Genomic DNA, 26,661 nt, shown 5'->3' with positions numbered 1-26,661 from the left:
ACACTCATTGTCGTTCATCCTTTTACATGCTAACCAATCCGGTGATTTGAGATACGCGAGACAAATCAATATTACCGCCCGAAATAATGGCGACGGTCTTTTTGTTTTGAATGTAGTTATCTAATTTCCCACTTAATAACGCGGCAATGGATAATGCACCGGCCCCTTCGGCAATGACTTTATTTCGTTGAATTAAGATAGCCATGCTATTTAATAATTCGTCTTCATTGACCAATACAATGTCGTCAACCAACTCTTTGACAATTTCAAATGTTAATTCACCAGGACGTGCGACATCGCAACCATCCGCCAATGTCCCTTGGGTGCGGTGATTCACGATTTCACCGGCACGGTAAGACGCGGTCATGCCGTGTACATTTTCGGACTGTACGCCGATGATTTTAATTTTTGAATTGATGGATTTAATCGCCGTAGCAATACCGGCAATCAAGCCGCCGCCACCGATAGGCACAATCACATTGTCGACATCATACAGGTCTTCAAGGATCTCAAGGCCAATGGTGCCTTGGCCGGCAATGACTTCCGCATCATCAAACGGCGGGATGAAAATACGGCCCTCTGCTTCAACGATTTCCTTGGCTTTCGCGATGGTTTCATTGAACGATTCGCCATGTAAGATCACGTCAGCGGAATACCCTTCCGTGGCCGCAATTTTCGCTTTCGGGGCACAGGTTGGCATCACCACTTTGCCATCAATACCCAGCATGGCGCAGGAGAGTGAGACCCCTTGTGCATGGTTTCCGGCGGAACATGCAACGACCCCTTTCTTCCGGTCTTCGTCACTCAATGCGCTTAATTTATTAAAGGCACCACGGATTTTAAACGAACCGGTACGCTGCATATTTTCAAACTTTAAATAAACATCACCGTGGCAATGTTCACTTAAATAGTTTGATTTAGGCATACCGGTTTTATACACTTTCCCCGTTAACCGTTGTTTGGCTAATTTAATATCATTAAGCGTAATCGCTCTGGTCAGGGTAATATCCATTTTTTCCTCTTTTTATTATGGTTAACTGTTTTATGTAGGGTAGAGCATCGTTAACCTATTTATTTAGATAAGAAATGGTTCTTATCTAAATAAATAAGTGCTGGAAAAATGAAAATAGCAATACGTACCGATTATTATTAATCGATTGAATAGGAACGCAGTGATATTTCAAAACTGAATGATTATGACGGCTGATTACATTTTTATTTTTACCAAAATGATGCTTCCTTTATCTTCTCTGTGTTTTTAAATATACGCGATACGAACCTCGTGTGTTGCGGTTCGTATCACAAATTAAATGCCAAAACTAAATTCAAGTAAAAAATAATCAACTGCCTAATTTGATCTAAGGTAGTGAATTATCCTGTAATATTGGTGTTAAATGTTCTGTTTGTGTTAATTAAGTAAAGCATCATGATCTGTCGTTGACCATTTGCTGCGTGCAGAGGGAAAAAATGGGGCATTTTTACGTAGCAGGGAAGCTGAGAGGGTGAAGATGAACAAGACGCTGGATCATGGATGAATATGTGGCAGAGAAAAATGCTGATAGAACAGTCAGCGCGTAGGTTACGCTGAATGTTTTGCGGCTGTGGCGAGTTATTGTGTTACCCGCTGAGTGATGCGGTGTATCATAGCACCGCTATTCTGGTGACCTCGTTCACCATACCGCTATAATAAGGAGGTGAAAACAATGGGTAAATGTCGCCAATGCATATCGGCCGTCTGCAATGACCCAGTGATTAACCCTCTGCGAGATCAGGAGAATCTGTAATGAATCATCAAACCAAAATAATGGAAGTGCCAGTGGCAATCGCCGAGAGAGTGCAGGCGTTGATTGACGCCCATGAGGCGAAAGAGAAGTTCAATGCAGAGCGCAAGGAGGTCGTGAATAACTTCCTTTCCATGGATGGCTTAAGTTGTGAGATGGCTGTTTATAGCTTGCCTCAAGGGGAGTTGCTCGACACGCTCCGGTTTGTGTATGAAATCTCCGGTACGAACAGTAAGTTCATCAAAAACATTTTGACGCAATCGAGAGAGAACCCGAAGAAAGCATTATCGGATGCCCAGCGCTCATCAGTAAAGAGCCTGCTGTTTAATCTCATTAATGATCCCTCGGTGGTGTCAGCCATGAAGGAAATGTAACCCTGTCATGACAGCATGAGCGGCTTGCAGTGCAGCAGGTCGCTTTCTCGAGATGAAAAAAGACATACAAAAAGGCCGAAGCGGTTATTCACCGCTTCGGCCTTTTTTGTTCTTACGAACGAATTTGGTGGCCCCTGACAGACTTGAACTGTCGACCAAGCGATTATGAGTCGCCTGCTCTAACCAACTGAGCTAAGGGGCCAGTGTGCGGGAAATTATATGGGATGGCTTGCGGGTTGTCTAGCGAATAAAGTGTTTGTTTTGCTTGCTTTTTAGGCGGTTGTGCCGCAGTTAGGTGTGGATCGCATGTAGGCTAACACATTGAAAAGACATGCGTGATAACGGAGAAAATGGTGGATGGAGGCGAGATATAAAAAAACGGGCACAAGGCCCGTTTTTGTGTTTTTTTATCCGAGACGATTATTCGTCAAGGAAGCTGCGTAGCACGTCTGAACGGCTTGGGTGACGCAGTTTACGTAGGGCTTTGGCTTCGATCTGACGAATACGCTCACGCGTTACGTCGAACTGCTTGCCCACTTCCTCTAGGGTGTGGTCAGTGTTCATATCGATACCGAAACGCATACGCAGTACTTTGGCTTCACGTGGTGTAAGGCCTGCGAGTACGTCGTTGGTTGCCATGCGTAGGTTGGTCGCCGTTGCTGCATCCATTGGTAGCTGAAGCGTGGTATCTTCAATGAAATCACCTAGGTGTGAATCTTCATCATCACCGATAGGGGTTTCCATTGAGATTGGCTCTTTCGCAATCTTCAGTACTTTACGGATCTTGTCTTCCGGCATTTGCATGCGCTCTGCCAATTCTTCTGGCAGTGGCTCACGACCCATCTCCTGAAGCATCTGACGAGAGATACGGTTCAGTTTGTTGATGGTTTCGATCATGTGTACTGGAATACGGATGGTACGTGCCTGATCCGCGATAGAACGCGTGATAGCCTGACGGATCCACCATGTTGCGTACGTCGAGAACTTGTAACCACGGCGGTATTCAAACTTATCAACCGCTTTCATCAGACCGATGTTACCTTCTTGGATCAGATCCAAGAACTGTAGGCCACGGTTGGTGTATTTCTTCGCGATAGAGATAACCAGACGCAAGTTTGCTTCTACCATCTCTTTCTTCGCACGGCGGGCTTTCGCTTCACCGATAGACATACGACGGCTGATGTCTTTGATGCGCTCAATAGACAGACCGGTTTCTTGTTCTAGAATACGCAGTTTCAGTGAAGCACGACGAAGATCTTCTTCGTACGTTTTCAGACGCTCTGCGTAGGGCTTACCTGAATTAAGCGCTTCGTCGATCCACTCGCTTGATGATTCGTTGCCCGCAAACAGGTTGACGAAGGTTTTCTTCGGCATCTTACTGTTGTCGACACACATACGTATGATCAGACGTTCGTTGGTACGCACTTTGTCCATCGATTCGCGCAGTGAGCTAACCAGCTTATCGAATTGCTTAGGGATCAGACGGAACTGTTTGAAGATATCAGAAAGCTCTTCAATCGCCACTTCAGTGATTGGGTTCTGACGACCGTTAGTATCAATGGCCAGCGCCATTTTGTCATACGCTAGACGCAGTTCCGTGAATTTTTCACGTGCGAGTTCAGGGTCGATACCTGAATCTTCTTCTTCTTCTGCGTCGTCATCGTCACCGTCTTCAAGATCTTTATCTTCATCTTCAAGATCCGAACCGCTCAGCTCTGAGCCGATGTGCGTAGCTGTTGGCGCCGTGCTTTCTTCTTCGTTTGGATCAACGAAGCCTGAAATGATATCCGTCAGACGCAGTTCGTCGGCTTCAACCTTATCGAATTGCTCAAGCAGGTATGCGATAGCGGTTGGATATTCGGCAACTGAACACTGAACCTGGTTAATACCATCTTCAATGCGTTTTGCGATATCAATTTCGCCTTCACGGGTCAGGAGTTCTACGGTACCCATTTCACGCATGTACATGCGTACTGGGTCGGTAGTGCGACCAATTTCGCTTTCTACACTCGAAAGGGCTTGCGCCGCGGCTTCAATCGCGTCTTCGTCCGCATTGTCTTCTGTCATCATCAGTTCATCGGCATCAGGGGCAGTTTCAACTACCTTGATACCCATGTCATTAATCATCTGAATGATGTCTTCCACCTGATCAGAATCAATGATGTCTTCTGGTAGGTGGTCATTTACTTCGGCGTAGGTCAGATAGCCTTGTTCCTTGCCTTTAGCAACAAGTAACTTTAGCTGTGACTGCGGATTTTGCTCCATAGACGATATCCAACTTAGGGTCTGATTGRGAGAGTAGTATGCAGAGATGCAAACCATTAATTATAACAAATTTCTTAATTGATGACTACGTACTAGCCGGGACGGTTGAGTATGAGTAACTGCAATTCCCGCTTCTCTTCGACTGATAAGCCGACGGTATTCGATTTAGCCTGCAACTTTTCGATTTGTTGTTTAACGCACTGGTCTAATACTTTATCCATTGCGTCTAAAAATACATCTAGAGTGTTATCCTCATCTTTGCTGAGGGGAAGCTCCCAGGCGGCCAAGCGGGCCAACATGCCTTCGTTCTTGCTTCCGCGCCAGTTCTCTAGTAACTGGCCTGTAGTGATATTGGGGTTCGTACGGCACTTTTCAACTATTGATATCAATAAATTTAGTCCGGCAACCTCGATCCCTTCAAATGCCGTCATCTCAAATTCAAGGCTGTTCACAAAATCGGGATGCTGGATGAGCAGTGCAATCACCTCACGCATCGGGGTGCGTTTAATTTCTTGCTGAGGTGGTCGATGTCGTTGCGTTTCATCCCGCTTGAGTTCGATGCGAATTTGATCAGGCGGTAGCCCTAAATTATAGCCCAGTGTGTTGAGGAGGTACTCACGCAACGTGTCACCAGCGACTTTCTCAAGCAGTGGCTTGGCGAGTGTCTTCAGCTTCGCTTTGCCTTCTCTGCTGCTCATGTCGACTTGGGCAACGAGTGAGTTGAACATGAACTCCGACAGCGTCATCGCTTCGTTGATCTGCTGTTCAAAGCCGTCTTTGCCAAACTGGCGGATATAGGTATCCGGATCTTCACCATCGGGTAAGAACATGAACTTGAGCTGATGGCCGTCGTTGAGATACGGCAGCGCTTGCTCCATGGCACGCCATGCGGCATCGCGTCCGGCGCGGTCACCGTCGTAACAGCACACCACGGTACTGGTTTGACGGAACAAGGTTTGGATATGATCACTGGTGGTCGCGGTACCCAGTGAGGCCACGGCATAATCGACGCCAAACTGCGCCAATGCCACGACATCCATATACCCTTCGACCACCAGAAGCTTCTCGGGTTCCCGATAGGCTTGCAGCACTTCATACAGGCCGTACAGTTCACGCCCTTTATGGAAGATGGGGGTTTCCGGTGAGTTGAGGTACTTGGGGGTGCCATCACCCAGTACGCGGCCACCAAAGCCGATCACACGGCCACGGCGGTCGTGGATTGGGAACATGACACGGCCACGGAAGCGGTCGTAACGGCGGCCGTTGTCGTTTTCGATCAACATGCCTGCGGTGACGAGGGTGTCTTGCGCCTCGTTATTGCGGCCAAAGCGGGTGCGAACAAGGTCCCACTGATCCGGCACAAAGCCAATCCCGAATTTCTGGACGATTTCCCCAGACAGGCCACGGCCTTTGAGGTAATCAATCGCGACGCTGCCTTCTTGGGTGCGCAGTTGGGATTGGTAGAATTGGCCGATTTGCCCCATCATCTCGTACATGCCGAGTTTTTCTTTGCTGCGAGCGATAGGTTGTCCACCGCCCGAGCCTTCTTCTCGAGGCACTTCCAATCCCACTTGAGACGCCAACTCGTCAATCGCCTCAACAAATTCAAGGCGATCGAATTCCATCACGAAATCAAGGACGTTACCGTGCGCACCACAGCCGAAGCAATGGTAGAACTGTTTTTCTTGGCTGACGGAAAAAGAGGGGGTTTTCTCGTTGTGAAACGGGCAGCAAGCACCGAAGTTTTTGCCTTTCTTTTTGAGCTTCACGCGGGCATCCACGATATCTACGATGTCATGTCTGGCAATCAGATCATCGATGAAAGTACGTGGGATTTTACCTGCCATAGTGCGCGTGTTACCTGAAAGTGATGAGAGAAGATGCATCAAAGCAAAAGGTTATTTAGGGAATAACGCTTTGGTTTGATAGTCGTGTCAAAATGCGGAGAGGAGAATACAAACAAGCCGTGCATTCCGAAATCGGAGAGCACGGCTTGTTGCAGAAACTGAGTAAGGGATTAACCGAGTTTCGCTTTCACGAGCTGGCTAACTTTACCCATATCGGCACGACCCTGAAGTTGAGGCTTAAGCTCAGCCATCAGTTTGCCCATGTCTTGCATGTTGGTTGCGCCAGTAGAAGCGATTGCCGCATCCAATAGGGCAACGACTTCGTCGTCACTCAATGGCTGGGGCATGAATTCTTCTAATACGCAGATTTCAGCATGTTCAACATCGGCCAGATCTTGGCGGTTCGCTGCTTCATATTGAGCAATCGAGTCGCGGCGTTGCTTAACCATTTTGGTCAAAACAGCCAGCACGTCGTCTTCGGAAAGAGTGATCTTTTCGTCCACTTCGCGCTGTTTAATGGCGGCTAAAACCAAACGGATAGCACCAAGACGAGGTTTATCCTTCGCCTTCATTGCTGCCTTTTGTTCGTCTTTAAGACGTTCGATCAGAGTCATTACGCAATCCTTCTGTTAATCGTTAGATTAGTACAGACGAACGCGACGCGCGTTTTCGCGAGCCAATTTTTTCAGGTGACGCTTAACTGCCGCTGCTTTCGCACGCTTACGTACAGTTGTAGGCTTTTCGAAATGTTCGCGACGACGAACTTCAGAAAGGATACCTGCTTTTTCGCAAGAGCGCTTGAAACGACGTAGTGCTACGTCAAACGGTTCGTTTTCGCGTACTTTGATTACTGGCATGTAATACTCACCTCAGAGTGATTCATTAACGCTGACGATCATATAATGTCAGCTGATTAAAAATGGTGCGAAATTCTAATCTGATCTGGGGGCATTTGTAAAGCATTCTGCAACCCTGAACTGGTTAATTTCTGTCAAGGGCGGTAGTATTGCCCTCAATTACCATAAGTATAGAGGTTGTTATGCGTATACTGGGCATCGAAACCTCCTGTGACGAAACAGGTGTGGCTATTTTCGATGATGAAAAAGGCCTTCTGGCACATGAACTTTACAGCCAAGTAAAGTTACATGCTGATTATGGCGGTGTGGTGCCTGAATTGGCTTCACGCGATCATGTAAAGAAGACAATCCCGTTGATCAAAGCGGCATTGAAAGAGGCGGGTTTAACGCCGGCTGATTTAGATGGTGTTGCGTACACGGCGGGACCGGGACTGGTCGGTGCACTGCTTGTCGGCGCAACGATTGGTCGTAGCCTGGCCTATGCATGGAACCTTCCTGCTGTTGCGGTTCACCACATGGAAGGTCACCTGTTGGCCCCGATGTTGGAAGAGAATCCACCGGCGTTCCCGTTTGTGGCATTGCTCGTGTCGGGTGGCCATACCATGATGGTTGACGTCAAAGGGATCGGCGAATACGCGATCTTGGGCGAGTCGGTCGATGATGCGGCTGGCGAGGCGTTTGATAAAACGGCCAAGCTCATGGGTCTTGACTATCCGGGTGGTCCTCGCTTGGCGAAATTGGCAGAAAAGGGCACGAAGGGGCGCTTTAAGTTCCCGCGTCCAATGACCGATCGTCCTGGGCTTGATTTTAGTTTTTCAGGCTTGAAAACCTTCACCGCGAACACGGTGAGAGCGAATGATGAGGACGAGCAGACGCGTGCTGATATCGCTTTTGCTTTCCAAGAAGCCGTTGTGGACACGTTGGCAATCAAATGTAAGCGTGCGTTGAAGCAAACGGGCTACAAGCGTTTAGTCATTGCGGGTGGCGTGAGTGCGAATACGTACTTGCGTGAGCAGCTTGCCGTGCTAATGACAAACCTAAAAGGCGAAGTGTTCTACCCACGTACAGAATTTTGTACGGATAATGGGGCGATGATCGCTTATGCGGGTATGCAGCGTTTGAAAAATCAGGAAAGCATGGATTTGAGCGTGAAAGCGCATCCGCGTTGGCCGATTGATCAGCTTAAGCCGATCCACGAAACGGAATAATGCCTCCCTGCACCGAGTCATCGGTGTGCGGTGAGTCAGAATGAACAACCCCGCGCAGGATCACTCCTGTGGCGGGGTTGTTTTGTTTTTGCGGGCGAATTTTTGCCAGATTCTCGGTTCTTCGCCCGCCAGCAGACGACGCAAATTGTCATGGTGACGAAAGACGAGCAGGCACGACAACATAGCGACCGGCATGGTGTATTCCGGTTTTACCCACCATGTGAACAACGGCGCGAATAGTGCGGTGGTGATTGCTCCGACAGACGAGTAACCCGAGACGAGCACAGTGAGCAGCCACGCGCCGATCAGCATGCCACTGAGATCCCAGCCAATCGGGGCTAAGGCACCGAGTGCGGTGGCGACCCCTTTGCCGCCGCGAAAATGAAAGAAAATGGGGTAGATGTGGCCAAGGCAGGCTGCAATACCGATGATGCCCAGCATGAAAGGGTTCACGCCGATCAAATAGCTCAGCCATACCGGCAGCATGCCTTTGAGAATATCGCAGATCAGCACAGCGGCTGCTGCGCCGCGCCCACCGAGGCGTAGCACGTTGGTGGCACCGGGGTTACCGGAGCCGGACTCGCGTGGATCAGGCAGGCCGTAGAGGCGACTGATCAGCACGGCGCTGGAGATGGACCCCAGCAAATAGGCGCTGATGATGATCAACAGGACGAATGGTGTCATGCAGGATTCCCGTTACGGGCGAGAGTATCGCCGAATTATCCTTGGTCTATTATGTTGCTTTTGTGGGCATATGGTATAGTGCAAACCCTTGGGCTCATAGGCAACCTGATGAGCTTTTAAATCAACGTCATACTATATCGACGTTTACGACCTGATAATACGCGTTTTGGCTCAAATTAGGTATCCGACCTCTAACATAATTAGCGATTGAACATGGATTCAGTATTTATCGAACATCTCGAAGTTATCACCACCATTGGGGTGTATGACTGGGAACAAACGATCAAGCAAAAACTGGTGCTTGATGTTGAAATGGCACATGACAACCGTCCTGCGGCAACGCACGATGATGTGACTTTGGCGTTGGATTATGCCGCGGTGAGTGGCGCGATTATTCAGCACATTGAAGGGGGTCGCTTTTTGTTGGTGGAACGCGTAGCAGAAGACATCGCCCAGCTGGTGATGACACAGTTTGGCGTGCCTTGGATCCGTGTTCGCGTGACCAAACCGGGTGCCGTTCCAGCCGCGCGTGGCGTGGGTGTGCAGATTGAACGAGGCAACCGGTGATCACCGCCTATATCAGCGTGGGATCGAACATCGAGCGGGACTACCATGTTCACGCTGCGATTACCGAACTCAAGCAGTTAGGGACGGCGTGTGCGGTGTCGACGATCTATGAGGCTGAGCCGGTCGGCTTTGAAGGCCCCAATTTCTACAATGCAGTGGTGGCCATTACCACATCATTGTCGCTGGCCGATCTGCAGTACACGCTCAAGCAGCTGGAGTTGCAGTATGGCCGTTCCCCGACCGCGCAGAAGAATCAAAGCCGCACCTTGGATCTTGATATTCTGCTCTATGGGGAGTGCGTCAGTGACGTTGCGCCGCAGTTGCCCCGTGCCGATATATTTAAATTCGCGTTTGTGCTGCGTCCATTGATGGAACTGTGCCCGGAGCGGGTGATCCCGCTAGATGGCCGCACAGTACGTCAAGTGTGGCAGGCATTTCATCGTGAACAGGCCCTGTGGCCAGTGGACGATTTTGTTATTTAAGGACAGTTAAACCGTTATGAGTCATTTTGAAGCCTTTATCCTGGCCTTGATCCAGGGGCTGACCGAATTTTTGCCGATTTCCAGTTCTGCCCATTTAATTTTACCCTCTGCTATCTTCGGCTGGGCCGATCAGGGCTTAGTGTTTGATGTCGCGGTGCATGTCGGTACCCTGTTGGCCGTGATCGGCTACTTCCGTAAAGAAGTGGTATCACTGTTGTCAGCGTGGATTGGATCGATCTTCAAGAAACAACACAATGCCGAATCCAAACTGGCATGGATGATTGTGATTGCGACCATTCCGGCCTGTATTTTCGGCCTGTTCATGAAAGACATCATTGAACTGTACCTGCGATCAGCGTGGGTGATTGCTATCACAACCATCGTATTTGGTTTGTTGTTGTGGTGGGTCGATGCCCGCGCCACGCAAAAAGACGACGAATACCAAGCGGATTGGAAACGTGCCGTGTTCATTGGCTTGTCACAGGCGGCAGCGATGATCCCGGGCACCTCCCGTTCCGGCGCGACCATGACGGCGGCGTTGTACTTGGGGTTCACCCGTGAAGCGGCAGCCCGTTTTTCGTTCCTGATGTCTATTCCTATCATTTTGTTGGCGGGTAGCTACCTGAGCCTTGGCTTGGTGAGCAGTGATACACCGATCCAGCTGAATGTGTTGGCGATCGGTATTTCGGTGTCGTTTGTGAGCGCATACGCGTGTATCCACGTGTTCCTGAAGTTGGTGACGCGTCTTGGTATGTTGCCGTTCGTGATTTACCGCTTGCTACTGGGCGCCGGTTTGATTGCTTTCCTGATCAGCCAGTAATGACAACGGTCGGCTAAGAGGCCGTGTTGAGAATAAAAAAAGCCCAGCGTGTATCGCTGGGCTTTTTTGTTGTTACTGAGATGACGGGACTAGACGCGGTCACGTCCCAGCGCCGCTTGTACAGCGATCGCGCGGCGCTTGCCGAGCTCTTCTTTGATCGCTTGGCCGGTAAACCCATCATCAATGACGGGCTTGACGGCCACGCTTTGCGCGGCAAGAAACGCGGCCTGCAGAATGTCAGCCTGCGGGTATTCCGCCTCTTCAAACCCGGTGCGGCCACGGACATCGGCCCGACAGCACAACGCCAGTTGTTCGACACGCTCGGGCTTACGCCATGCATCCATCTGATCAAAAATCTTGATGAAGGTTGACGGTCGTAGTTCGGCGGCGGTGTGAATTTTGGTGTGCTGGGCACACACCATTAACGCGGTATCGCGGTACTCATTGGGGACGCGCAAGCGTTGGCACAATGCACGAATGGCGCCTAACCCGGTTTGGCAATGCATTCTGTGGCTCGGCCATTCAGCTTCCGGGGTCAGGGCTTTACCCAAATCATGCACCTGCGCGGTAAAACGAATGATCGGGGACGCACTCAGCTGTGCGGCTTGCGCCGCTACCAGTAAGGTATGGATACCGCAGTCAATTTCTGGGTGCCATTTTTCCGGTTGCGGCACACCAAACAGGGCGTGGATTTCCGGCATGATCACGGCCAGAGCCCCGCATTGGCGTAACACGGTAAGAAACACTTCCGGGTTAGCCGTATGCAGTGAGCGTTCCCATTCTTGCCAGACGCGCTCTGGCGTTAAGGCCGCCAGTTCACCGGCAACCACCATGTCCTGCATTAACGCCATGGTTTCGGGCGCAATGGTAAAGCCCAAATGGGCGAAGCGTGCGGCAAAGCGAGCAATACGCAAGACGCGCAGCGGATCTTCCACAAACGCGTCAGAGACGTGGCGCAGGACACGTTGGTCGAGGTCCTGTTGCCCCTGATACGGATCAATCAGGGTGCCGTCATTGGCTTGCGCGATGGCATTGATGGTCAGATCCCGACGCATCAAGTCTTGCTCTAGTGTCACGTCGGGGGCGGAATAGCAGACAAAGCCGGTATAGCCTGCGCCGGATTTTCGTTCGGTGCGGGCGAGGGCGTATTCTTGCTTGGTTTTCGGGTGCAGGAAGACGGGGAAATCACTGCCGACTTGGGTGTACCCTTGAGCCAGCATCTCTGCCGGTGTGGTGCCAACCACGACCCAATCCTGATCTTTTACGGGTAGGCCAAGCAGTGCATCCCGCACCGCTCCGCCGACTAAATATTTCTCCACGCTTGTCACCTTTTCTGAGGGAGTGCCATAGTTTTGTGTAAGAATTATATCAAACTGCACAATTATCACTAACATCCCGCGACCTGATATGAATTGTCGTGATCGCAATCGCCTTCCCCCTATACATTCAGCGGCGGTAAAGGTAACGTTGCTTTTTATCTCCTTCGACTCATTGCGAGAATTACAGCATGTACAAGGATTTTTTTGGGATCTCGGAATCGCCGTTTTCGATTGTCCCTAGCGCGCGCTTTCTTTATTTAAGCGAGCGTCACCGTGAAGCGTTGACGCATATGCTGGCGAGTCTGGGTGGCGGCGGTGGCTTCGGGCTACTGACTGGTGAAGTCGGTACCGGTAAAACCACCGTATTACGCGGCCTTGTGGCGCGATTGCCACAAGAAACGCAGGTCGCCGTGATCCTGAACCCGTCATTGTCAACGCATGAGTTGCTGGCCGGTTTAAGTGATGAGCTGGGTATCAGTTATACCGAGCAAAGCAGCATTAAGCAGTTAACCGACGGTATTTACCAGCATTTGCTGGCCAACCACAAAGCCGGTAAGCAAACCCTGTTGTTGGTGGATGAGGCGCAGCATTTGATGCCTGACGCCCTTGAGCAACTGCGTCTGCTGACGAATTTAGAAACGGACAGCACCAAACTGCTGAAAGTGGTATTGGTGGGGCAACCTGAGTTGCAGCAACTGTTGCAACAAGAAAACCTGCGCCAGTTAGCGCAGCGGATCACCTCGCGTTATCACCTGTTGCCACTGAACGAAGAAGAAGTCAGTGAATACGTGAATTACCGCTTACGGGCGGTGGATTGTTTACACCAAGTGTTTACCCCGGCGTTGAATCTGCAGATTGCTCGCGCCACAGGGGGGATCCCGCGTTTGATCAACTTGGTGTGTGACAAAGCCATGTTGTATGGCTTCCAGTCGATGCGTCACCAATTGGACAAGCACATTGTGACCCGTGCCTGTGACGAAGTGCTGAGCTGGCAATTGCCACGCAAAGCCCCGACGCAGAAAATCAGCGCATCACGCCGTGGGGCTTTCCCGGTGTCGGCGTTAGCCGCTGGGGTTGTGATCGCGTTGGGTGTGGGCTGGTGGCAAGGCTGGATTGATTTGCCGACCCGCCCGAGTGACAAGGTTGCGACGGCCACGCCGTCAACGGCTATCAGTGCGAGCACCGTGGCGCCAGCAACGACAGATAGCACACTGACTCCGGTATTGTTACCTGACGCTGCCGAAACCTCGCTCGCCGTTGAGCCGACGATTGTGGTGCAAGCGCCACTTGATCCGGTACAGAACTGGCGTTATACCGTGTTGCAGGCACAGTCAGAATCGAGTGCGATGCAGACCCTTTACCGATTATGGGGCTATGATCCGGCGCTGAATTTGGCCACGTGTGACTCCAGCGATCGCATTGCCTTGCGCTGTTACGACGGTAAAGGCACATTGGCGCAACTCAGCCAGATCAACCGCCCAGCGGTCGTGGCGTTGCGTGAGCCTGATGGGGCGCAGTATTACGCGACCGTGTATGCCACGCGCGATGACGAGGTGGAGCTGTTACTCAGCGGGGAACGTATTGCGGTGTCATCGGCGTGGTTTGATGCCCGTTGGGACGGCCGCTACACCTTGTTATGGCGTCCGCCATTGGGTGACAGTGCCGCCATCCGCTATGGGCAAGCCGGCCCGCGCGTGATTTGGCTGGATCACCAGTTGAGCACCTTGTTAGGGGCGCTGCCAGAAAGCCAAGAGACCTTTGGTCAAAGCCTGCTGGATAAGCTGCGTCGTTTCCAGCAAGAGCAGAACTTGTCAGTGGACGGCATTGCCGGCCCACGTACCCTTATGATGATTGATTCTGCGCTGAATTTACCCGGGCCGAAATTGCAGGCGGAGAGAAGCTAATGTCTAAATTGTTATCTGCGATTGCGCAATCGGAATCGCAAAATAGCGGCGTAGCCGGTGCTTCCTCTTCGCTGTTTGCGGAGTTGATGACCGACCCGCGTGCCGCAGCGAAACGGGGCGCTCAGCGCTACCGTACGGCGTTGTTAGTGATGTTGCCTGTGGTAGGGTTAGTCGGGTATAGCATGTACAGTGGCGCGTCTTCTGAGACGACACCGTCCACAGTGTCTGCGTCTGTGGCGGCGATGTCTGACGACACGCCGCCGGTGTACAAAGAAGCGAGCGCGACGCCGGTGGTGGAAGTGATTCAGGATGAGCCGTATTTCCCCGCCGGAATTGAACGCCTGAGTTACCCGGATTTGTATACCGAGCCGCTGCCCCGTCATCCGGCCGATCCTGACGTGATTGCCGCGACACACCAGCCGTTAGGGGGCGATAACCTTGGGATGAATGAGACGCCCCAATTTGTGCCGCCGACGAAACCGGCCACTCAAACGTGGGATCTGGACGCGTTAGATTACACCGACATTTCCCCGGAGCTGGCCGCGCAATTGCGTTCCGCCATTGCCGCCACGGAAGAGGGCGATGCGCCGATGCCTGAGCTGCTGGAAAATGAGCGAGCGGGTATTCCTATCGGAGGGAAGGTCGACTATCAAGCCATTGATTTGGCCGACATGCCCATGGCGATGAAAAACCGCATTCCTAAGCTGGATTTCCAAACCCACATTTACTCTTCATCCCCGGACAGCCGTTGGGTGAAAGTGAACGGGGAAGAAGCGTATGAAGGGGATGAGATTGCCCCAGGCGTGGTATTGAAACAAATTTCACCGCGTAATGTGGCGTTCACCTTTGAGAAGTTTTTGATCTCGATGCCCGCGTTATCGTCTTGGTAAGAGGGCGATCTTGCACGGGATAGCGATAATAATCCCGGGATACCTGTGATAACGGCAGGATACAGATAATAAAAAGGCAGCCAAGAAGGCTGCCTTTTTTACGTCTGTTGCAAGGGGATGCGAGTGGTCAGGCTTATGCCCAGCCGTTGTTACGCTTGCGACGACGAGGGATCAGGTGTGGCAAGACCAAACCGAACAGCAAGCCACCACCGGCAACCATGCCGCCGTAAGTGAACCAGCGCATCAGCAAGTCATTCTTCTGCGTGTCGATCTTGGCGCGGAGTTCGCGGATTTCTGCTTGGGAGGCCATCAGCTGCGTATTCAGATCGCTGTTCTTGGTTTCCAAGTCAGTGATTTGCTCAGTGCGTAGCTTCACCGTGTTCTGAAGACTGGCGGTTTTGGTGTCGCCAGACTGCAGTGCATCGGCCAGTGAGGCTTTGACTTCCATCAGTTCTTTTTCCAGCGCGGGAACTCGTTCTTTCAGGCCCATCTGCTTAGACAGGTAATCCGCGTTAACCCAACCGGTACGGCCACGGCTATCACGAACTTTGCTGTAGCCCGTTTTACTGTCCGTTTCCAACAGTACCACCTTCGTGCCAGCGTCAACGCTGCCAATGATGCGGAACTGTGTACTTGGACCTTTGTGCATATAAGTGAACAGGTCATCGGAGATATACCGACTTTGTTCTGCGTTGACTGGCAGGGCAGCAACAGCGCATGCCAGAATGAGTAAGCGGATTAAGTGCTTCACAATTTGATTCCTTGGGAGAGCCTATTTTCTCGAGAGGACAAAGTCTAAAAACTTTGCGGCACAGGTGCAAGAAAAGAGGGAGGCAAAGCCTCCCTCTTTTGAACCCAAGCCAGATTTGACGTGGATTAACCAAACATTGCTTGCATTACATAGAAGAAGATGACCGCAAGTAGTGCGCCTGCTGGGAGGGTAACCACCCAAGAAGCCACAATGTTGCGTACCACACCCAAGTTCAATGCTGCGATACCACGAGCAAATGCCACGCCGATCACGCCACCCACAAGGGTTTGTGTGGTTGAGATTGGTAAGCCAGTACCCGATGCCAGTACCACGGTTGATGCGGTGGCTAGCTGCGCGGCAAAGCCACGACTTGGCGTCAGTTCAGTAATACCTGTCCCGACAGTAGCCATCACTTTGTGACCCATGGTCGCAAGACCGACCACGATACCAATACCACCCAGTGGTAGGATCCACCATGCAATCGTCGACTCAGCGGCAAGCTGACCCGCGTTTTGTACCGTGGATACAACAGCAGACAATGGACCGATCGCATTCGCTACGTCATTAGAGCCGTGAGCAAACGCCATCGCACACGCTGTCACAACCATTAACACGCTGAATACTCGTTCAACACCGGCATAGCCGTTGCTGTCCAATGAAGCGCCATCGTCATCTTTGTACTTACGGCTGATGTAGATGTAACCACAGGCCATCACAATCGCAGAAACAACCACAGAGGCAGCCCATGCTTCGCCGTTAGAAAGGTGTAGACCAACGTGTTTCAGGCCTTTCTTGATGGTCACCAACGCGATAACCATCGCAGTAATGAACATGTAGACAGGCACGAAACGCTTAGCGTTAACCAATGGGTTATCCGTGTCGAAGATCAGACGCTGCGCACTGACAAAAATACCATAAGCAAACAGACCAGAGATCAACGGTGTGATCAACCAGCTACCTACGATACCTTGTACAGAGCTCCACGACACTGCTTCTGGGCCGACAGAGATACACGCGAAACCAATAATGGCACCAATGATGGAGTGTGTGGTCGAAACCGGCCAGCCCATGTAAGACGCCAATAGTAGCCATGTACCTGCAGCCAGCAGGGCAGACATCATACCGTACACCAGCACTTCAGGCTGGGCACTAAAGTAAGACATGTCGATTACGCCTTTACGGATGGTGTCAGTCACTTCACCACCGGCAAGGTAAGCACCCGCAAATTCAAAAATCATCGCAATGATAATTGCTTGCTTGACTGTCAGCGCTTTAGAACCGACAGAGGTACCCATCGCATTGGCAACGTCATTCGCACCAATACCAATCGCCATCAAAAGACCAAAGAAAGCCGCCACCAAAATAATCATGGTGCCATAGTTAGTCAGGATTTCCATTGTAAAACCTTGTTTTAGTTACATTCTCTCGCTACGAGCGCGATAGCATGATTTCAAGACGCGAGCCCACGCGTTGCGCTTGGTCGGCAATTCCGCCAACCCACTCGAGGATCTTGTAGAGGAACATGATATCCACCGGACTGTGTTGGTCTTCGATGGCCATTAGTTGTTGACGAAGGATGATTTGCATACTGTCAGTATCATCTTCGATAACATCTAGTTGGTTGATCATTTCCGCCACTAGCGTGACTTCACGACCTTTGAAACCTGTCTCTAGCAGTTCGTCCAATTCGTTGATGACACGACTGGCTTGATTCGCCGCGTCGAGACAACGTTGTACGTATGCCACAAAGTCAGGGTACATAGAGGAAGGGACTTGCAATTGTCGACCCAAAACGCGGCCGGCGATGTCTTTGGCGAGGTTCGCCAATTTGTCTTGCTGGGTAAGGAGGTCGAGCATGTCAGTGCGGTCGACTGGCATAAACAGACCACGAGGAAGTTTCAGACGGATCTCACGCTTTAGTACATCCGCATCTTTTTCAATCTGCGAGATTTGTTCGCGTAAAATGGACGCCTTATTCCAATCTCCCGCCTCACAGGCAGCGAAGAAAGGGACAAGCAGTTCGCAACACTCATTTACGCGAGTAACGTGGCGTTGCAGCGGTTTGATTGGGGATTTAGCAAAGAGCCCCATAATTGTATTTACAGGCATAGCCGAATAACCTAGAAAGAGCCGGATTGGCGAATTCTTGAGCGATGGTCATTAAGGCGCGAATGGTAACGCATAAGTCTGTATAGGGGAACTAATTTCGATCAACGATTTGATTAAATTTCGTGCTTGCCCCCGAATGAAATTGCCAATATCCTTGGTTTGCCACTGTTTATAGGTATAACTATGGAAACCGAGATAGAACTGAAGTTTTTCGTCTCGCCAGAATTTTCGAGTCAATTATTGCGCAAGATCGCAGCACTCAAAATTCTGCAACAAAGTCGTCGTGCCCTTGGTAACGTCTACTTTGACACCCCAGACCAAATTCTTCGCCAGCACGATATCGGCCTGCGTATTCGTCGTTTCGACGATGTGTTTGTTCAAACATTGAAAACCGCAGGGCGAGTGGTGGCTGGCTTACACCAGCGCCCAGAATACAATGCTGAAACCACCGGTACCACGCCGGAGCTGATGCTTCACCCCGCCGATGCGTGGCCTGAAGGATTCGAGATTGCACAGGTTCAGCAGCAGCTTAATCCGCTGTTTTCCACCGACTTTGTCCGCCAGCAATGGCTGGTTGCGATGCCTGATGGCTCGCAAGTGGAACTGGCTTTCGATCAGGGGGATGTCAAGGCGAATGGCAAGACCTTCCCGATCTGTGAAGTCGAACTGGAGCTGAAATCCGGGCAAACGGACGCTTTATTTACGCTGGCGCGTGAGTTGTGTACCGAAGGCGGTATGCGCTTGGGTAACCTGAGCAAAGCGGCGCGTGGCTACCGGTTGGCAGCCGACTACGCTGGCGATCAAGTGAAGCCATTGAGCAGTGTGCCATTGGGTGAGCAGGACAACGTGGAAACGGTGTTCGTCAAAACCCTTGAGCATGCGTTGGGTCACTGGCATTACCACGAACAAATTTTTGCCGAACGCCAAGAACAAGCCGCTCTGGATCAAATCCAGCAAGCGCTTGGGTTATTACGCCAAACCTTTGTGACCTTCGGCGGGATGATCCCGCGTCGTGCCAGCGCCCTGTTGCGTCAAGAATTGCAATGGCTGGAAGGCGAACTGGATTGGCTCGCGGAATCCGCAGGATTAGGGGATTTGCTGGCAGAAAAAGGTTATGCCTTGCGCAAGCTCGATTGCCGAAAAGCGCTCATCAAGCAGATCGAAGCGCACCGTGATGATTTGCCGGCGCCGGAAGATACCTTGCTGCTGATTGAATCCGCGCGTTACTGTGGCTTGCTGCTGGATCTGAGCCGTTGGATCCTTAGCCGTGGTTGGCAGCCGTTCCTTGACGACAAAGCCCGCCACCGTCTGGCAGAGCCGGTCAAAGGATTTGCTGATACCATGCTGGCGCGTTCATGGCAGGAACTGCAAGATGTGTTTCCGACCGAGCGTCAGCTGAACCGTATTGACTACCTCGACCAGCACCCGCGTTTATTGCGTAATCTGATGAGTGGCCTAAGCTTTGCTGAACTGTATGATGCTGATAAGCGTCAGACATTCAGAATGCCGTGGCTGGATCTCCTGCAGGGGATTGATGACTTGCGTCAGTTAGAGCCGATTCGTGCGCTCATCCCGCTTCAAGCGGACGACGAAGATCGTCGTCAGATGGAAAAATGGTTGCAGCGTAAAGAAGAATCATTGATCCACGCGATGGATCAAACCCGCCAGATGGGGATTGATTTGTCGCCGTATTGGCCGTGATGCCATTGCGCTATACCGTGTGATACCGTGCGCGAGATAGTCCGTAAAAAGCCCGATGCGTTCTGCTATCGGGCTTTTTTGTGTCCGCGGTTTATGTTTTTCCTGCGTTTTCTTTTTCCGCATCCTGCTTGTCTGTGCCGGCGAGTCGCTGTTCAATGGCTTCCAAACGCGCCAGCAATTGCTCTTGCCGTAACAACAGGTGTTGCCATTCCTGCTCATGTTGTTTGGCCAACTGCTCTTTCTGTTGTTCGGGATCTGAAATGAAGGTGGTGACGAGTCCCGCCACCATACCGAACAAGCCAACCCCACAAATAATAATGCCCGCCGCTAGCACCTTACCCATTACCGTGACGGGGTAGTGATCGCCGTATCCGACGGTCGAAATGGTGACAAACACCCACCACAGCGCATCCCCGGCACTGTGAATGTTACTGCCTGTCGCCCCGCCTTCAATCAACAGGATCATCGCCGAGCCGACCGACACCAACACCGTTAACAAGAGGAAGATGCTGGCCAGTGTCGCTTCTCGGCGGTTTTGGCGAATTTGTTGTAACACATGGCGGCTGGATCGCAGCAGGCGGATCACCCGAAAAATTTGCAGTAAACGGGCAAAACGGAATGGCTCGATCACCGGAATACTGGCAATGAAATCAATCCAGTGGGCTTTCAAGTACGCGATTTTGGCCGGACTGCGGCACAAGTCGGTCAGCAGTTGGCACCAAAAAAGCAGGCAGATGAAGGTGTCGATCCCAAACAGCAGCAGATAGGCATCGCTGCCTTTGGGCAGAAAAATCATGGTCGAGACCACGGCCAGTGACAGAAAAGACAGCACCAAGGCCATCAGGCTCATGGGGTTCAATTCATAGTGGGTCGCGACTGTGTGGGGATCAGGCTCGTGAGGCTCTGGGGGCGTTGGTATCATGGTGTGCGATCGATTAAGCCGAAAAATGGAACCGTTATCCTACACCCTCAAGAGAGGGGAAAGGGCAAATTTTCGCGTAAGTGATCGCGCTTTTGCATTTTGTCTTGCTGGCCGTGCAGCATGCTCTGCGATTCCACGCACGCCTTGGTAATCAATATGCTATGTTGGGACGATAACACCAACCTGTTGTCTCGACAGGTGTCTCGATAGAAAAGGAAACACTATGACCCCGCAAGATCTGATCAGTGCCGCGATGGAAAAGGCTTGGGAGAAGGTAAGCGACGCGCAGCCCGACAGCTTGCGTCAATGGCCTGCCCATCGCGCAACGGCGTTGCGACAAGTGTTGGGCTACAGCGATTTTATTACCGCTTCGATCGCCCGCGATGCCACCTTGCTGCCTTGGCTGGATGCCCATCTGGATGACACCGATCGTCAGGCGGGATACCGAGAGACCTTGGCACAGCTATTGGCCGAGGTGACCGATGAAAACGGTCTGCATCGTGCCTTACGTCAATTCCGCCGCCGAGAAATGGTGTGGATTGCGTGGCATGACTTCACCGGGCACGGCACACTGACCGCCAGCTTGGCGCACCTGTCGCAATTGGCGGAAGCCATGATCATGGAGGCCTATAACTGGCTGTATGCGCAAAGTTGTCAGGAGTGGGGTACGCCAACTAATGCCGAGGGGGAAGCCCAACCGATGCTGATCCTTGGCATGGGAAAGCTGGGTGGCGGCGAATTGAACTTTTCGTCCGATATCGATCTGATCTTTACCTACCCTGAAAACGGCGAAACCCAAGGGGGACGTCGCAGTTTGGCCAATGCCCAATTTTTCACCCGCTTAGGGCAACGCTTGATCAAAGCGTTGGATCAGCAAACCTATGACGGTTTCTGCTATCGGGTCGACATGCGCTTGCGTCCGTTTGGCGACAGTGGCCCATTGGTGATGAGCTACGCTGCGCTGGAAGATTACTACCAAGAGCAGGGGCGGGACTGGGAGCGTTACGCCATGATCAAAGCCCGTGTGATGGGGCGCGAAAGCTTTACCCAGTACCAAGAGTTACGCCAGATGCTGCGCCCGTTTGTGTTCCGTCGCTATATTGATTTTAGTGCGATCCAGTCATTGCGTCGTATGAAGTCGATGATCAGCAGCGAAGTGCGTCGCCGCGGGTTACACAACAACATCAAGCTGGGTGCCGGCGGGATCCGCGAAGTCGAGTTTATTGCGCAGTCGTTTCAGTTGATTCGTGGCGGGCGTAGCCCCGATCTCCGTGGTCGCGGCTTATTGGAAACCTTGAGTGCGATCCGCGAGCAAAGCTTGTTGCCGTGCGCGAAAGTCGATGAGCTGGCACAAGGCTATGCGTTTTTACGCCGACTTGAAAATTTGCTGCAAGCCATTGATGACAAACAAACCCAAACCCTGCCGGATAAACCGTTGGATCAATGCCGGTTGGCGTTGGCGATGGGGTTCGACGATTGGGCGGCACTGATGGTCGCGACCGACCAGCACATGCAGGCCATTCATGCGGTCTTTGACGACATTATCGGTGCCGATGAAGACGAAGGTCATTGTGAGGCGGCAGCGCAATACCATGAAATGTGGAACATGGTGAAAGATCCCGATGTGGTGTTGAGCATTTTGACCGAACTACAAGCCTCGGATGCGAAGGCCCAAGTCACGCTGCTGGGTAACATGAAAACCGAGCTGTCCAAACGCACGTTAGGCCCACGCGGACGTGAAGTGTTAGCGCGTTTAATGCCAACGGTGTTGGCGTTGATCGTGAATCGGGAAGATGCGGCGGCCGTGTTAGAGCGCGTCAGCAAGCTGATTGTGCGCATTGCCACCCGAACCACCTATTTGGAATTGCTGAGCGAACACCCTTCAGCCTTAGATCAGTTGGTGCGCCTGTGTGCGGCCAGTCCGATGGTCGCTGCGCAGTTGTCGCAATACCCGATTTTGCTCGATGAATTGCTGGATCCGCAGCACCTGTACAGCCCGACGCCGTTGACCAATTACGGCGATGAGTTGCGCGAGTATTTAGCGCGTATCCCTGAAGAAGACATGGAACAACAGATGGAGGCGATCCGTCAGTTTAAGCAAACGCAGCTGCTGCGGATTGCAGCGGCAGACATTGCCGATGTGTTGCCCTTAATGAAAGTGAGTGATCACTTAACCTATTTAGCGGAAGCCATTGTTGAAGCCGTGGTGCACCAAGCGTGGTTACAGATGGTGGCGAAATTCGGTGAGCCGAGCCATGTACTGGAACGCGATGGGCGTGGCTTTGGTGTCTTGGGTTACGGCAAGGTCGGCGGCTGGGAGTTAGGCTACGGATCCGATTTGGATTTAGTGTTCCTGCACGATTGCCCGGATAGCGTCTATACCACCGGCCCGAAAGAAATCGATGGCCGCCAATTTTATCTGCGCCTCGCGCAGCGCATCGTCCACTTGTTCTCGACCCGCACGGCATCTGGGGTGTTGTACGAGGTGGATGTGCGCTTGCGTCCGTCGGGTGCATCGGGCCTGTTAGTCAGCACGCTGGAAGCCTTTGCCGAGTATCAGGAAACCGAAGCGTGGACGTGGGAGCATCAGGCTTTGGTACGTGCCCGGATGATTTATGGTGATCACGCATTGCAACAGGGTTTTGCCGCCGTGCGTGAGCAAATCTTAATGCACCCCCGTGACGCGGTACGCTTGCGTCATGATGTGGTGACCATGCGCCATAAAATGCGTGAACATCTGGGGGGCAAACAGGCGCGCATGTTTGGGTTGAAGCAAGACCAAGGCGGGATCACCGACATTGAGTTTCTCGCGCAATATTTGGTGTTGCGCCATGCCGCCAACGAACGCGCATTGACCCGTTGGTCTGACAATATGCGGTTGTTTGAAATCATGGCGGAATACGCCATCTTGGCGCCGCAGGAAGCCATGCAATTGAAACAGGCTTACTGTGTGATGCGCGATGAAATCCACCGTTTGAGTTTGTTAGGCCTGCCGGCTTACGTGAACAACGAGACCTTTTTGGAAGAGCGGGCTGCCGTGCAGACGATTTGGCAGCAGCAATTGCTGGTGGACGAGGCTGACGCATCGGCCGAGTCATAGCGGAGATACATAGACAGGTATATAGCTAGAGTGGCCGTTAGACGGGCAGGTACATCAGCAAAACCGGCCATTCGGCCTATGGATCCGTGATTATGCGCGATGATACGCCATGGATCCTGCCCTATACTGCCACGGGAAGCTGTAACGTGGCGCGAGGGGAAGGAATTATCGCGGCTGTGATGCATGCTAAATTGGCTTTGTGTTAATATTTCAAGGTTATTCTATTCCCGGAGAAAAAAATGAAACTGACTCTTCCTGATTACGATCAAGCCGGTGTGCTGGTTGTGGGTGACGTCATGCTGGATCGTTACTGGTATGGGCCGACGGGCCGTATCTCTCCCGAAGCCCCTGTACCCGTGGTCAAGGTTGATCAGGTTGAAGAACGTCCGGGTGGCGCCGCGAACGTGGCGATGAACATTGCCACGTTGGGCGGCCATGCGCGCCTTGTCGGATTGACCGGGATTGATGAGCCAGCCAAAGCGCTGACTGAAAAACTCAGCTCACTGGATGTGCAGTGTGATTTCGTGACCTTGGCAGCCTACCCGACGATCACCAAGCTACGCGTGATGAGCCGTGGCCAGCAGATGATCCGCCTGGATTTTGAAGAAGGCTTCCACGATGTACCGGCAGAGACGATTTTGCCGCGTATGGCGCAGGCGTTAACGTCAGCCTCGGTGGTGGTACTGTCTGATTACGCCAAAGGGGCGCTTGAGCACGTACAAGCCATGATCCAGTTGGCGCGTGAACACGGTTTGCCTGTCATGGTTGATCCGAAAGGCGCGGACTTTGCCCGTTACCGTGGCGCCACGCTGCTGACACCGAACTTGTCGGAGTTTGAAACCGTGGTCGGTAAGGTACGTAGCGATGATGAGTTGGTGGAAAAAGGCTTGGCCTTGATCGACCAATTTGATTTTGAAGCCCTGCTGGTCACCCGCAGTGAGCAAGGCATGACCTTGCTGCAAAAAGGCAATCGCACGCCGCTGCACATGCCCACGCAGGCCAAAGAAGTGTATGACGTGACCGGTGCCGGTGATACGGTGATTTCGGTACTGGCGGCCTCGCTGGCGGCGGGCAAATCATTGTCGGATGCGTGTAAGCTGGCGAATGCCGCTGCAGGCGTCGTTGTCGGTAAGTTGGGTACATCGACCTTGTCGACCATTGAACTGACCGAAGCGATCCACGGTAGCCAAGACAGCGGTTTTGGTGTGATCAACGAAACCCAACTTAAGCATGCAGTACGTGCGGCACGTGCTCGCGGTGAAAAAGTCGTCATGACCAATGGCTGCTTCGACATTTTGCATGCTGGCCATGTGGCGTACTTGAATGAAGCGGCAAAACTGGGCGACCGCCTGATTGTGGCAGTGAACACTGACCGCTCTGTACAGGCGCTAAAAGGCCCTGGTCGTCCGGTGAACCCGGAAGATCGCCGTATGGCGGTATTGGCCGGGTTAGGCGCCGTGGATTGGGTGGTGCCATTTGGCGAAGACACCCCACAGCGTTTGATCAGTGAAGTGTTACCAAGCATTCTCGTGAAAGGCGGTGACTACAAGCCGGAAGATATTGCCGGTGGACAGGAAGTGATTGCTGCTGGTGGCCAAGTGTTGGTGCTGAACTTTGAAGACGGCTGTTCAACCACTGAAATCATTGAAGCGATCCGCGGTGGTCGCGGTTAAGCCTCGCGCGCCTTAAATTAACGATAAAAAAACGCCCTCATGATGAGGGCGTTTTTGTTTGTGCGTTGTGATGGGTCACGACACGGTGTTAATGCTTATTTCTTGGCGGTTTTCAAACCTGCATTCACATCCAGAATGTCTTGCTCGTTCAGTGAGCCGACCGCCTGTTTTAGCTGAAGCTGACTGATGATGTAGTCGTAGCGTGCATTGGCAAGCTGACGGTTGGCATCATACAAACGACGGGTCGAGTCCAGTACATCAACGATCGTACGGGTACCCACATCGAAACCGGCTTCTGTTGCTTCCAGTGCAGATTTCGCGGAAACCACAGACTGTTGGTAAGCACGCAATGCACCGATAGACGCGTTAATGTTGTTGTAGAAGGCACGCACGTCTTTCACAACGGTACGGTATTCGCCTTCCAAGCCTTCACTCGCCGACACATAGGCGTATTGTGCTTGCTTCACTTCTGACGTGGTACGGCCACCGGTGTACACAGGCAGGTCTAACTGGATGCCCGCATTGATGGTACCGTCATCCGCATTTTGTTTTTCGTCGTAGTTGTAGCCTGCATTGAACGACAAGGTTGGCAGGTGACCCGACTGAGCAACGGAGATGTTATCGCGCGCAATGTCTTGTGAAATGCGTGACGTTAGCAAAGTGAGGTTTTGTTGCTCAGCACTTTTGATCAGATCGACCACTTGCGTTTGTGGCGCGCTAGCGGCAAAACGGTTGGTGTCGAGAATGCTCAGGTCGCGATGCTCTTGACCGGTGATTTCACGCAGGCCTTCGTAGCTGTTTGTCAGTGCATTTTCAGCCAAAATTTCATCGGCCAATACGCTGTCATACTGAGCTTGAGCGTCATGCACGTCAGTGATCGCTGACAAGCCGACTTCAAAACGTTGTTTGGTTTGCTCTAATTGACGGCCGACCGCGGCTTTTTCTGAGCGTACAAACGCCAAATCATCGGTCGCACGCAGGACAGCAAAATATGCATCCGCGACTTGTAGGATCAAACCTTGCTGGGATGCAGCGTAAGAGGCATCACTTTGACGCGCTCTTTTTTCACTGATATCTAGATTGATCCAGCTGGTGCGGTTGTACAGTGTTTGGCTCAGGTTAACGCCACCATTGAATCCATCCGGTGCATTATCGCCGTCAAGGAAAAAGGTGTTATAACCGGCAGTCAGATTGATCTGTGGCAACAAGGCACTTCGGCTTGAATTGATGGCTTCAAAAGCCGCATCTTTATCTGCTGCTGAACGCAACAGTTGAGGGTCATTTTGTTTGGCTTGTTGATAGATTTCGGCGAGATCATCAGCCAGTGCCATGTGACTGAAGCCACCAAGCGCAACGCTAACAATAAGCGGAAGCAATTTTTTCATGTATGCCTTTCCTGGTCCTGAT

General features: G+C 51.9%; 22 protein-coding genes and 1 tRNA gene. 10 read left to right on the top strand and 13 right to left on the bottom strand.

Annotated elements, in window-relative coordinates; all coding sequences use genetic code 11:
- Positions 1 to 22 precede the first annotated feature (22 nt).
- Positions 23 to 1,012, bottom strand: a complete 990-nt coding sequence (gene tdcB / locus L4C36_RS06585) for a bifunctional threonine ammonia-lyase/L-serine ammonia-lyase TdcB (RefSeq protein ID WP_428476998.1) — start codon at positions 1,010 to 1,012, stop codon at positions 23 to 25.
- Between the two features lie 771 nt (positions 1,013 to 1,783).
- Between tdcB and L4C36_RS06580 the strand changes: the two genes are divergently transcribed.
- Positions 1,784 to 2,155: a hypothetical protein gene (locus tag L4C36_RS06580; RefSeq protein WP_428476997.1), complete on the top strand. Its 372-nt coding sequence runs from the start codon at positions 1,784 to 1,786 to the stop codon at positions 2,153 to 2,155.
- A gap of 125 nt (positions 2,156 to 2,280) precedes the next feature.
- Here the strand turns inward: L4C36_RS06580 and L4C36_RS06575 are convergent.
- The 5 genes from L4C36_RS06575 to rpsU form a co-directional block, all read right to left on the bottom strand.
- Positions 2,281 to 2,357: transfer RNA gene (locus L4C36_RS06575), tRNA-Ile, on the bottom strand.
- A 218-nt stretch (positions 2,358 to 2,575) separates the two neighbouring features.
- On the bottom strand, positions 2,576 to 4,420 hold the full coding sequence (gene rpoD / locus L4C36_RS06570) for an RNA polymerase sigma factor RpoD (RefSeq protein ID WP_428476996.1): 1,845 nt from the start codon (positions 4,418 to 4,420) through the stop codon (positions 2,576 to 2,578).
- A 92-nt stretch (positions 4,421 to 4,512) separates the two neighbouring features.
- Complete coding sequence (gene dnaG, locus L4C36_RS06565; RefSeq protein ID WP_428476995.1) at positions 4,513 to 6,267, bottom strand: DNA primase; 1,755 nt, start codon at positions 6,265 to 6,267, stop codon at positions 4,513 to 4,515.
- 170 nt (positions 6,268 to 6,437) lie between these two features.
- Entirely contained in the window at positions 6,438 to 6,881 is a 444-nt protein-coding gene (locus L4C36_RS06560; protein ID WP_428476994.1) for a GatB/YqeY domain-containing protein, read from the bottom strand.
- A 27-nt stretch (positions 6,882 to 6,908) separates the two neighbouring features.
- The gene (gene rpsU / locus L4C36_RS06555; protein WP_005301411.1) at positions 6,909 to 7,124 is read right to left on the bottom strand and encodes a 30S ribosomal protein S21; all 216 of its coding nucleotides are present in this window, start codon (positions 7,122 to 7,124) and stop codon (positions 6,909 to 6,911) included.
- A gap of 182 nt (positions 7,125 to 7,306) precedes the next feature.
- Between rpsU and tsaD the strand changes: the two genes are divergently transcribed.
- Positions 7,307 to 8,332 (top strand): tRNA (adenosine(37)-N6)-threonylcarbamoyltransferase complex transferase subunit TsaD, encoded by a 1,026-nt coding sequence (tsaD, locus tag L4C36_RS06550; protein ID WP_428476993.1) that lies wholly within the window; start codon positions 7,307 to 7,309, stop codon positions 8,330 to 8,332.
- A gap of 60 nt (positions 8,333 to 8,392) precedes the next feature.
- Here the strand turns inward: tsaD and plsY are convergent, their stop codons facing one another.
- The gene (gene plsY / locus L4C36_RS06545) at positions 8,393 to 9,016 is read right to left on the bottom strand and encodes a glycerol-3-phosphate 1-O-acyltransferase PlsY (protein ID WP_428476992.1); all 624 of its coding nucleotides are present in this window, start codon (positions 9,014 to 9,016) and stop codon (positions 8,393 to 8,395) included.
- 213 nt (positions 9,017 to 9,229) lie between these two features.
- Here plsY and folB point away from each other — a divergent pair, with 213 nt between their 5' ends.
- The 3 genes from folB to L4C36_RS06530 are packed head-to-tail and all read left to right on the top strand — an operon-like array spanning position 9,230 to position 10,885.
- Positions 9,230 to 9,583: a dihydroneopterin aldolase gene (folB, locus tag L4C36_RS06540; RefSeq protein ID WP_428476991.1), complete on the top strand. Its 354-nt coding sequence runs from the start codon at positions 9,230 to 9,232 to the stop codon at positions 9,581 to 9,583.
- Entirely contained in the window at positions 9,580 to 10,065 is a 486-nt protein-coding gene (gene folK, locus L4C36_RS06535) for a 2-amino-4-hydroxy-6-hydroxymethyldihydropteridine diphosphokinase (protein WP_428476990.1), read from the top strand. Before folB ends, folK begins: the two co-directional genes overlap by 4 nt.
- Positions 10,066 to 10,081: 16 nt before the next feature.
- Complete coding sequence (locus L4C36_RS06530; protein WP_428476989.1) at positions 10,082 to 10,885, top strand: undecaprenyl-diphosphate phosphatase; 804 nt, start codon at positions 10,082 to 10,084, stop codon at positions 10,883 to 10,885.
- An 89-nt stretch (positions 10,886 to 10,974) separates the two neighbouring features.
- Here L4C36_RS06530 and L4C36_RS06525 read toward each other — a convergent pair whose 3' ends face one another.
- Positions 10,975 to 12,204 carry a multifunctional CCA addition/repair protein gene (locus L4C36_RS06525; protein WP_428476988.1) on the bottom strand — a complete coding sequence of 410 codons (1,230 nt, stop codon included), beginning with the start codon at positions 12,202 to 12,204 and terminating at the stop codon, positions 10,975 to 10,977.
- A 188-nt stretch (positions 12,205 to 12,392) separates the two neighbouring features.
- Here L4C36_RS06525 and L4C36_RS06520 point away from each other — a divergent pair, with 188 nt between their 5' ends.
- Positions 12,393 to 14,108 (top strand): ExeA family protein, encoded by a 1,716-nt coding sequence (locus L4C36_RS06520; protein ID WP_428476987.1) that lies wholly within the window; start codon positions 12,393 to 12,395, stop codon positions 14,106 to 14,108.
- On the top strand, positions 14,108 to 14,998 hold the full coding sequence (locus L4C36_RS06515; protein WP_428476986.1) for a general secretion pathway protein GspB: 891 nt from the start codon (positions 14,108 to 14,110) through the stop codon (positions 14,996 to 14,998). The genes L4C36_RS06520 and L4C36_RS06515 overlap by 1 nt, the downstream gene beginning before the upstream one ends.
- A gap of 133 nt (positions 14,999 to 15,131) precedes the next feature.
- Here L4C36_RS06515 and L4C36_RS06510 read toward each other — a convergent pair whose 3' ends face one another.
- The 3 genes from L4C36_RS06510 to L4C36_RS06500 form a co-directional block, all read right to left on the bottom strand.
- A complete protein-coding gene (locus L4C36_RS06510; protein WP_428476985.1) occupies positions 15,132 to 15,749 on the bottom strand; it encodes a TIGR04211 family SH3 domain-containing protein in 618 nt (205 codons plus the stop codon).
- Between the two features lie 125 nt (positions 15,750 to 15,874).
- The gene (locus L4C36_RS06505; protein WP_428476984.1) at positions 15,875 to 17,146 is read right to left on the bottom strand and encodes an inorganic phosphate transporter; all 1,272 of its coding nucleotides are present in this window, start codon (positions 17,144 to 17,146) and stop codon (positions 15,875 to 15,877) included.
- A 31-nt stretch (positions 17,147 to 17,177) separates the two neighbouring features.
- Entirely contained in the window at positions 17,178 to 17,858 is a 681-nt protein-coding gene (locus L4C36_RS06500) for a TIGR00153 family protein (RefSeq protein WP_428476983.1), read from the bottom strand.
- 183 nt (positions 17,859 to 18,041) lie between these two features.
- Between L4C36_RS06500 and L4C36_RS06495 the strand changes: the two genes are divergently transcribed.
- Complete coding sequence (locus L4C36_RS06495) at positions 18,042 to 19,559, top strand: CYTH and CHAD domain-containing protein (protein ID WP_428476982.1); 1,518 nt, start codon at positions 18,042 to 18,044, stop codon at positions 19,557 to 19,559.
- Between the two features lie 91 nt (positions 19,560 to 19,650).
- On the opposite strand, the gene L4C36_RS06490 is transcribed toward L4C36_RS06495, so the two are convergent.
- Positions 19,651 to 20,481, bottom strand: coding sequence for a potassium channel family protein (locus L4C36_RS06490; RefSeq protein WP_428476981.1), 831 nt, complete (start codon positions 20,479 to 20,481; stop codon positions 19,651 to 19,653).
- 223 nt (positions 20,482 to 20,704) lie between these two features.
- Here L4C36_RS06490 and glnE point away from each other — a divergent pair, with 223 nt between their 5' ends.
- Together glnE and hldE are read left to right on the top strand one after the other, a co-directional pair.
- Positions 20,705 to 23,581, top strand: coding sequence for a bifunctional [glutamate--ammonia ligase]-adenylyl-L-tyrosine phosphorylase/[glutamate--ammonia-ligase] adenylyltransferase (gene glnE, locus L4C36_RS06485; protein WP_428476980.1), 2,877 nt, complete (start codon positions 20,705 to 20,707; stop codon positions 23,579 to 23,581).
- Positions 23,582 to 23,820: 239 nt separating this feature from the next.
- Positions 23,821 to 25,254, top strand: a complete 1,434-nt coding sequence (hldE, locus tag L4C36_RS06480; RefSeq protein WP_428476979.1) for a bifunctional D-glycero-beta-D-manno-heptose-7-phosphate kinase/D-glycero-beta-D-manno-heptose 1-phosphate adenylyltransferase HldE — start codon at positions 23,821 to 23,823, stop codon at positions 25,252 to 25,254.
- A 95-nt stretch (positions 25,255 to 25,349) separates the two neighbouring features.
- Here the strand turns inward: hldE and tolC are convergent, their stop codons facing one another.
- The gene (gene tolC / locus L4C36_RS06475; RefSeq protein WP_428476978.1) at positions 25,350 to 26,639 is read right to left on the bottom strand and encodes an outer membrane channel protein TolC; all 1,290 of its coding nucleotides are present in this window, start codon (positions 26,637 to 26,639) and stop codon (positions 25,350 to 25,352) included.
- Between the last annotated feature and the right edge of the window lie 22 nt (positions 26,640 to 26,661).

This window comes from Photobacterium japonica (assembly GCF_050337005.1).
GTDB lineage: Bacteria > Pseudomonadota > Gammaproteobacteria > Enterobacterales > Vibrionaceae > Photobacterium > Photobacterium japonica.
The sequence above is the reverse complement of the archived record's forward strand: the minus strand, read 5'-3'. Positions and strand labels throughout refer to the sequence as shown.

Coding starts and splice junctions, on each gene's coding strand:
- tdcB (WP_428476998.1), bottom strand. CDS start 1,012: ATGGATATTACCCTGACCAGAGCGATTACGCTTAATGATATTAAATTA.
- L4C36_RS06580 (WP_428476997.1), top strand. CDS start 1,784: ATGAATCATCAAACCAAAATAATGGAAGTGCCAGTGGCAATCGCCGAG.
- rpoD (WP_428476996.1), bottom strand. CDS start 4,420: ATGGAGCAAAATCCGCAGTCACAGCTAAAGTTACTTGTTGCTAAAGGC.
- dnaG (WP_428476995.1), bottom strand. CDS start 6,267: ATGGCAGGTAAAATCCCACGTACTTTCATCGATGATCTGATTGCCAGA.
- L4C36_RS06560 (WP_428476994.1), bottom strand. CDS start 6,881: ATGACTCTGATCGAACGTCTTAAAGACGAACAAAAGGCAGCAATGAAG.
- rpsU (WP_005301411.1), bottom strand. CDS start 7,124: ATGCCAGTAATCAAAGTACGCGAAAACGAACCGTTTGACGTAGCACTA.
- tsaD (WP_428476993.1), top strand. CDS start 7,307: ATGCGTATACTGGGCATCGAAACCTCCTGTGACGAAACAGGTGTGGCT.
- plsY (WP_428476992.1), bottom strand. CDS start 9,016: ATGACACCATTCGTCCTGTTGATCATCATCAGCGCCTATTTGCTGGGG.
- folB (WP_428476991.1), top strand. CDS start 9,230: ATGGATTCAGTATTTATCGAACATCTCGAAGTTATCACCACCATTGGG.
- L4C36_RS06530 (WP_428476989.1), top strand. CDS start 10,082: ATGAGTCATTTTGAAGCCTTTATCCTGGCCTTGATCCAGGGGCTGACC.
- L4C36_RS06520 (WP_428476987.1), top strand. CDS start 12,393: ATGTACAAGGATTTTTTTGGGATCTCGGAATCGCCGTTTTCGATTGTC.
- L4C36_RS06515 (WP_428476986.1), top strand. CDS start 14,108: ATGTCTAAATTGTTATCTGCGATTGCGCAATCGGAATCGCAAAATAGC.
- L4C36_RS06505 (WP_428476984.1), bottom strand. CDS start 17,146: ATGGAAATCCTGACTAACTATGGCACCATGATTATTTTGGTGGCGGCT.
- L4C36_RS06500 (WP_428476983.1), bottom strand. CDS start 17,858: ATGCCTGTAAATACAATTATGGGGCTCTTTGCTAAATCCCCAATCAAA.
- L4C36_RS06495 (WP_428476982.1), top strand. CDS start 18,042: ATGGAAACCGAGATAGAACTGAAGTTTTTCGTCTCGCCAGAATTTTCG.
- L4C36_RS06490 (WP_428476981.1), bottom strand. CDS start 20,481: ATGATACCAACGCCCCCAGAGCCTCACGAGCCTGATCCCCACACAGTC.
- glnE (WP_428476980.1), top strand. CDS start 20,705: ATGACCCCGCAAGATCTGATCAGTGCCGCGATGGAAAAGGCTTGGGAG.
- hldE (WP_428476979.1), top strand. CDS start 23,821: ATGAAACTGACTCTTCCTGATTACGATCAAGCCGGTGTGCTGGTTGTG.
- tolC (WP_428476978.1), bottom strand. CDS start 26,639: ATGAAAAAATTGCTTCCGCTTATTGTTAGCGTTGCGCTTGGTGGCTTC.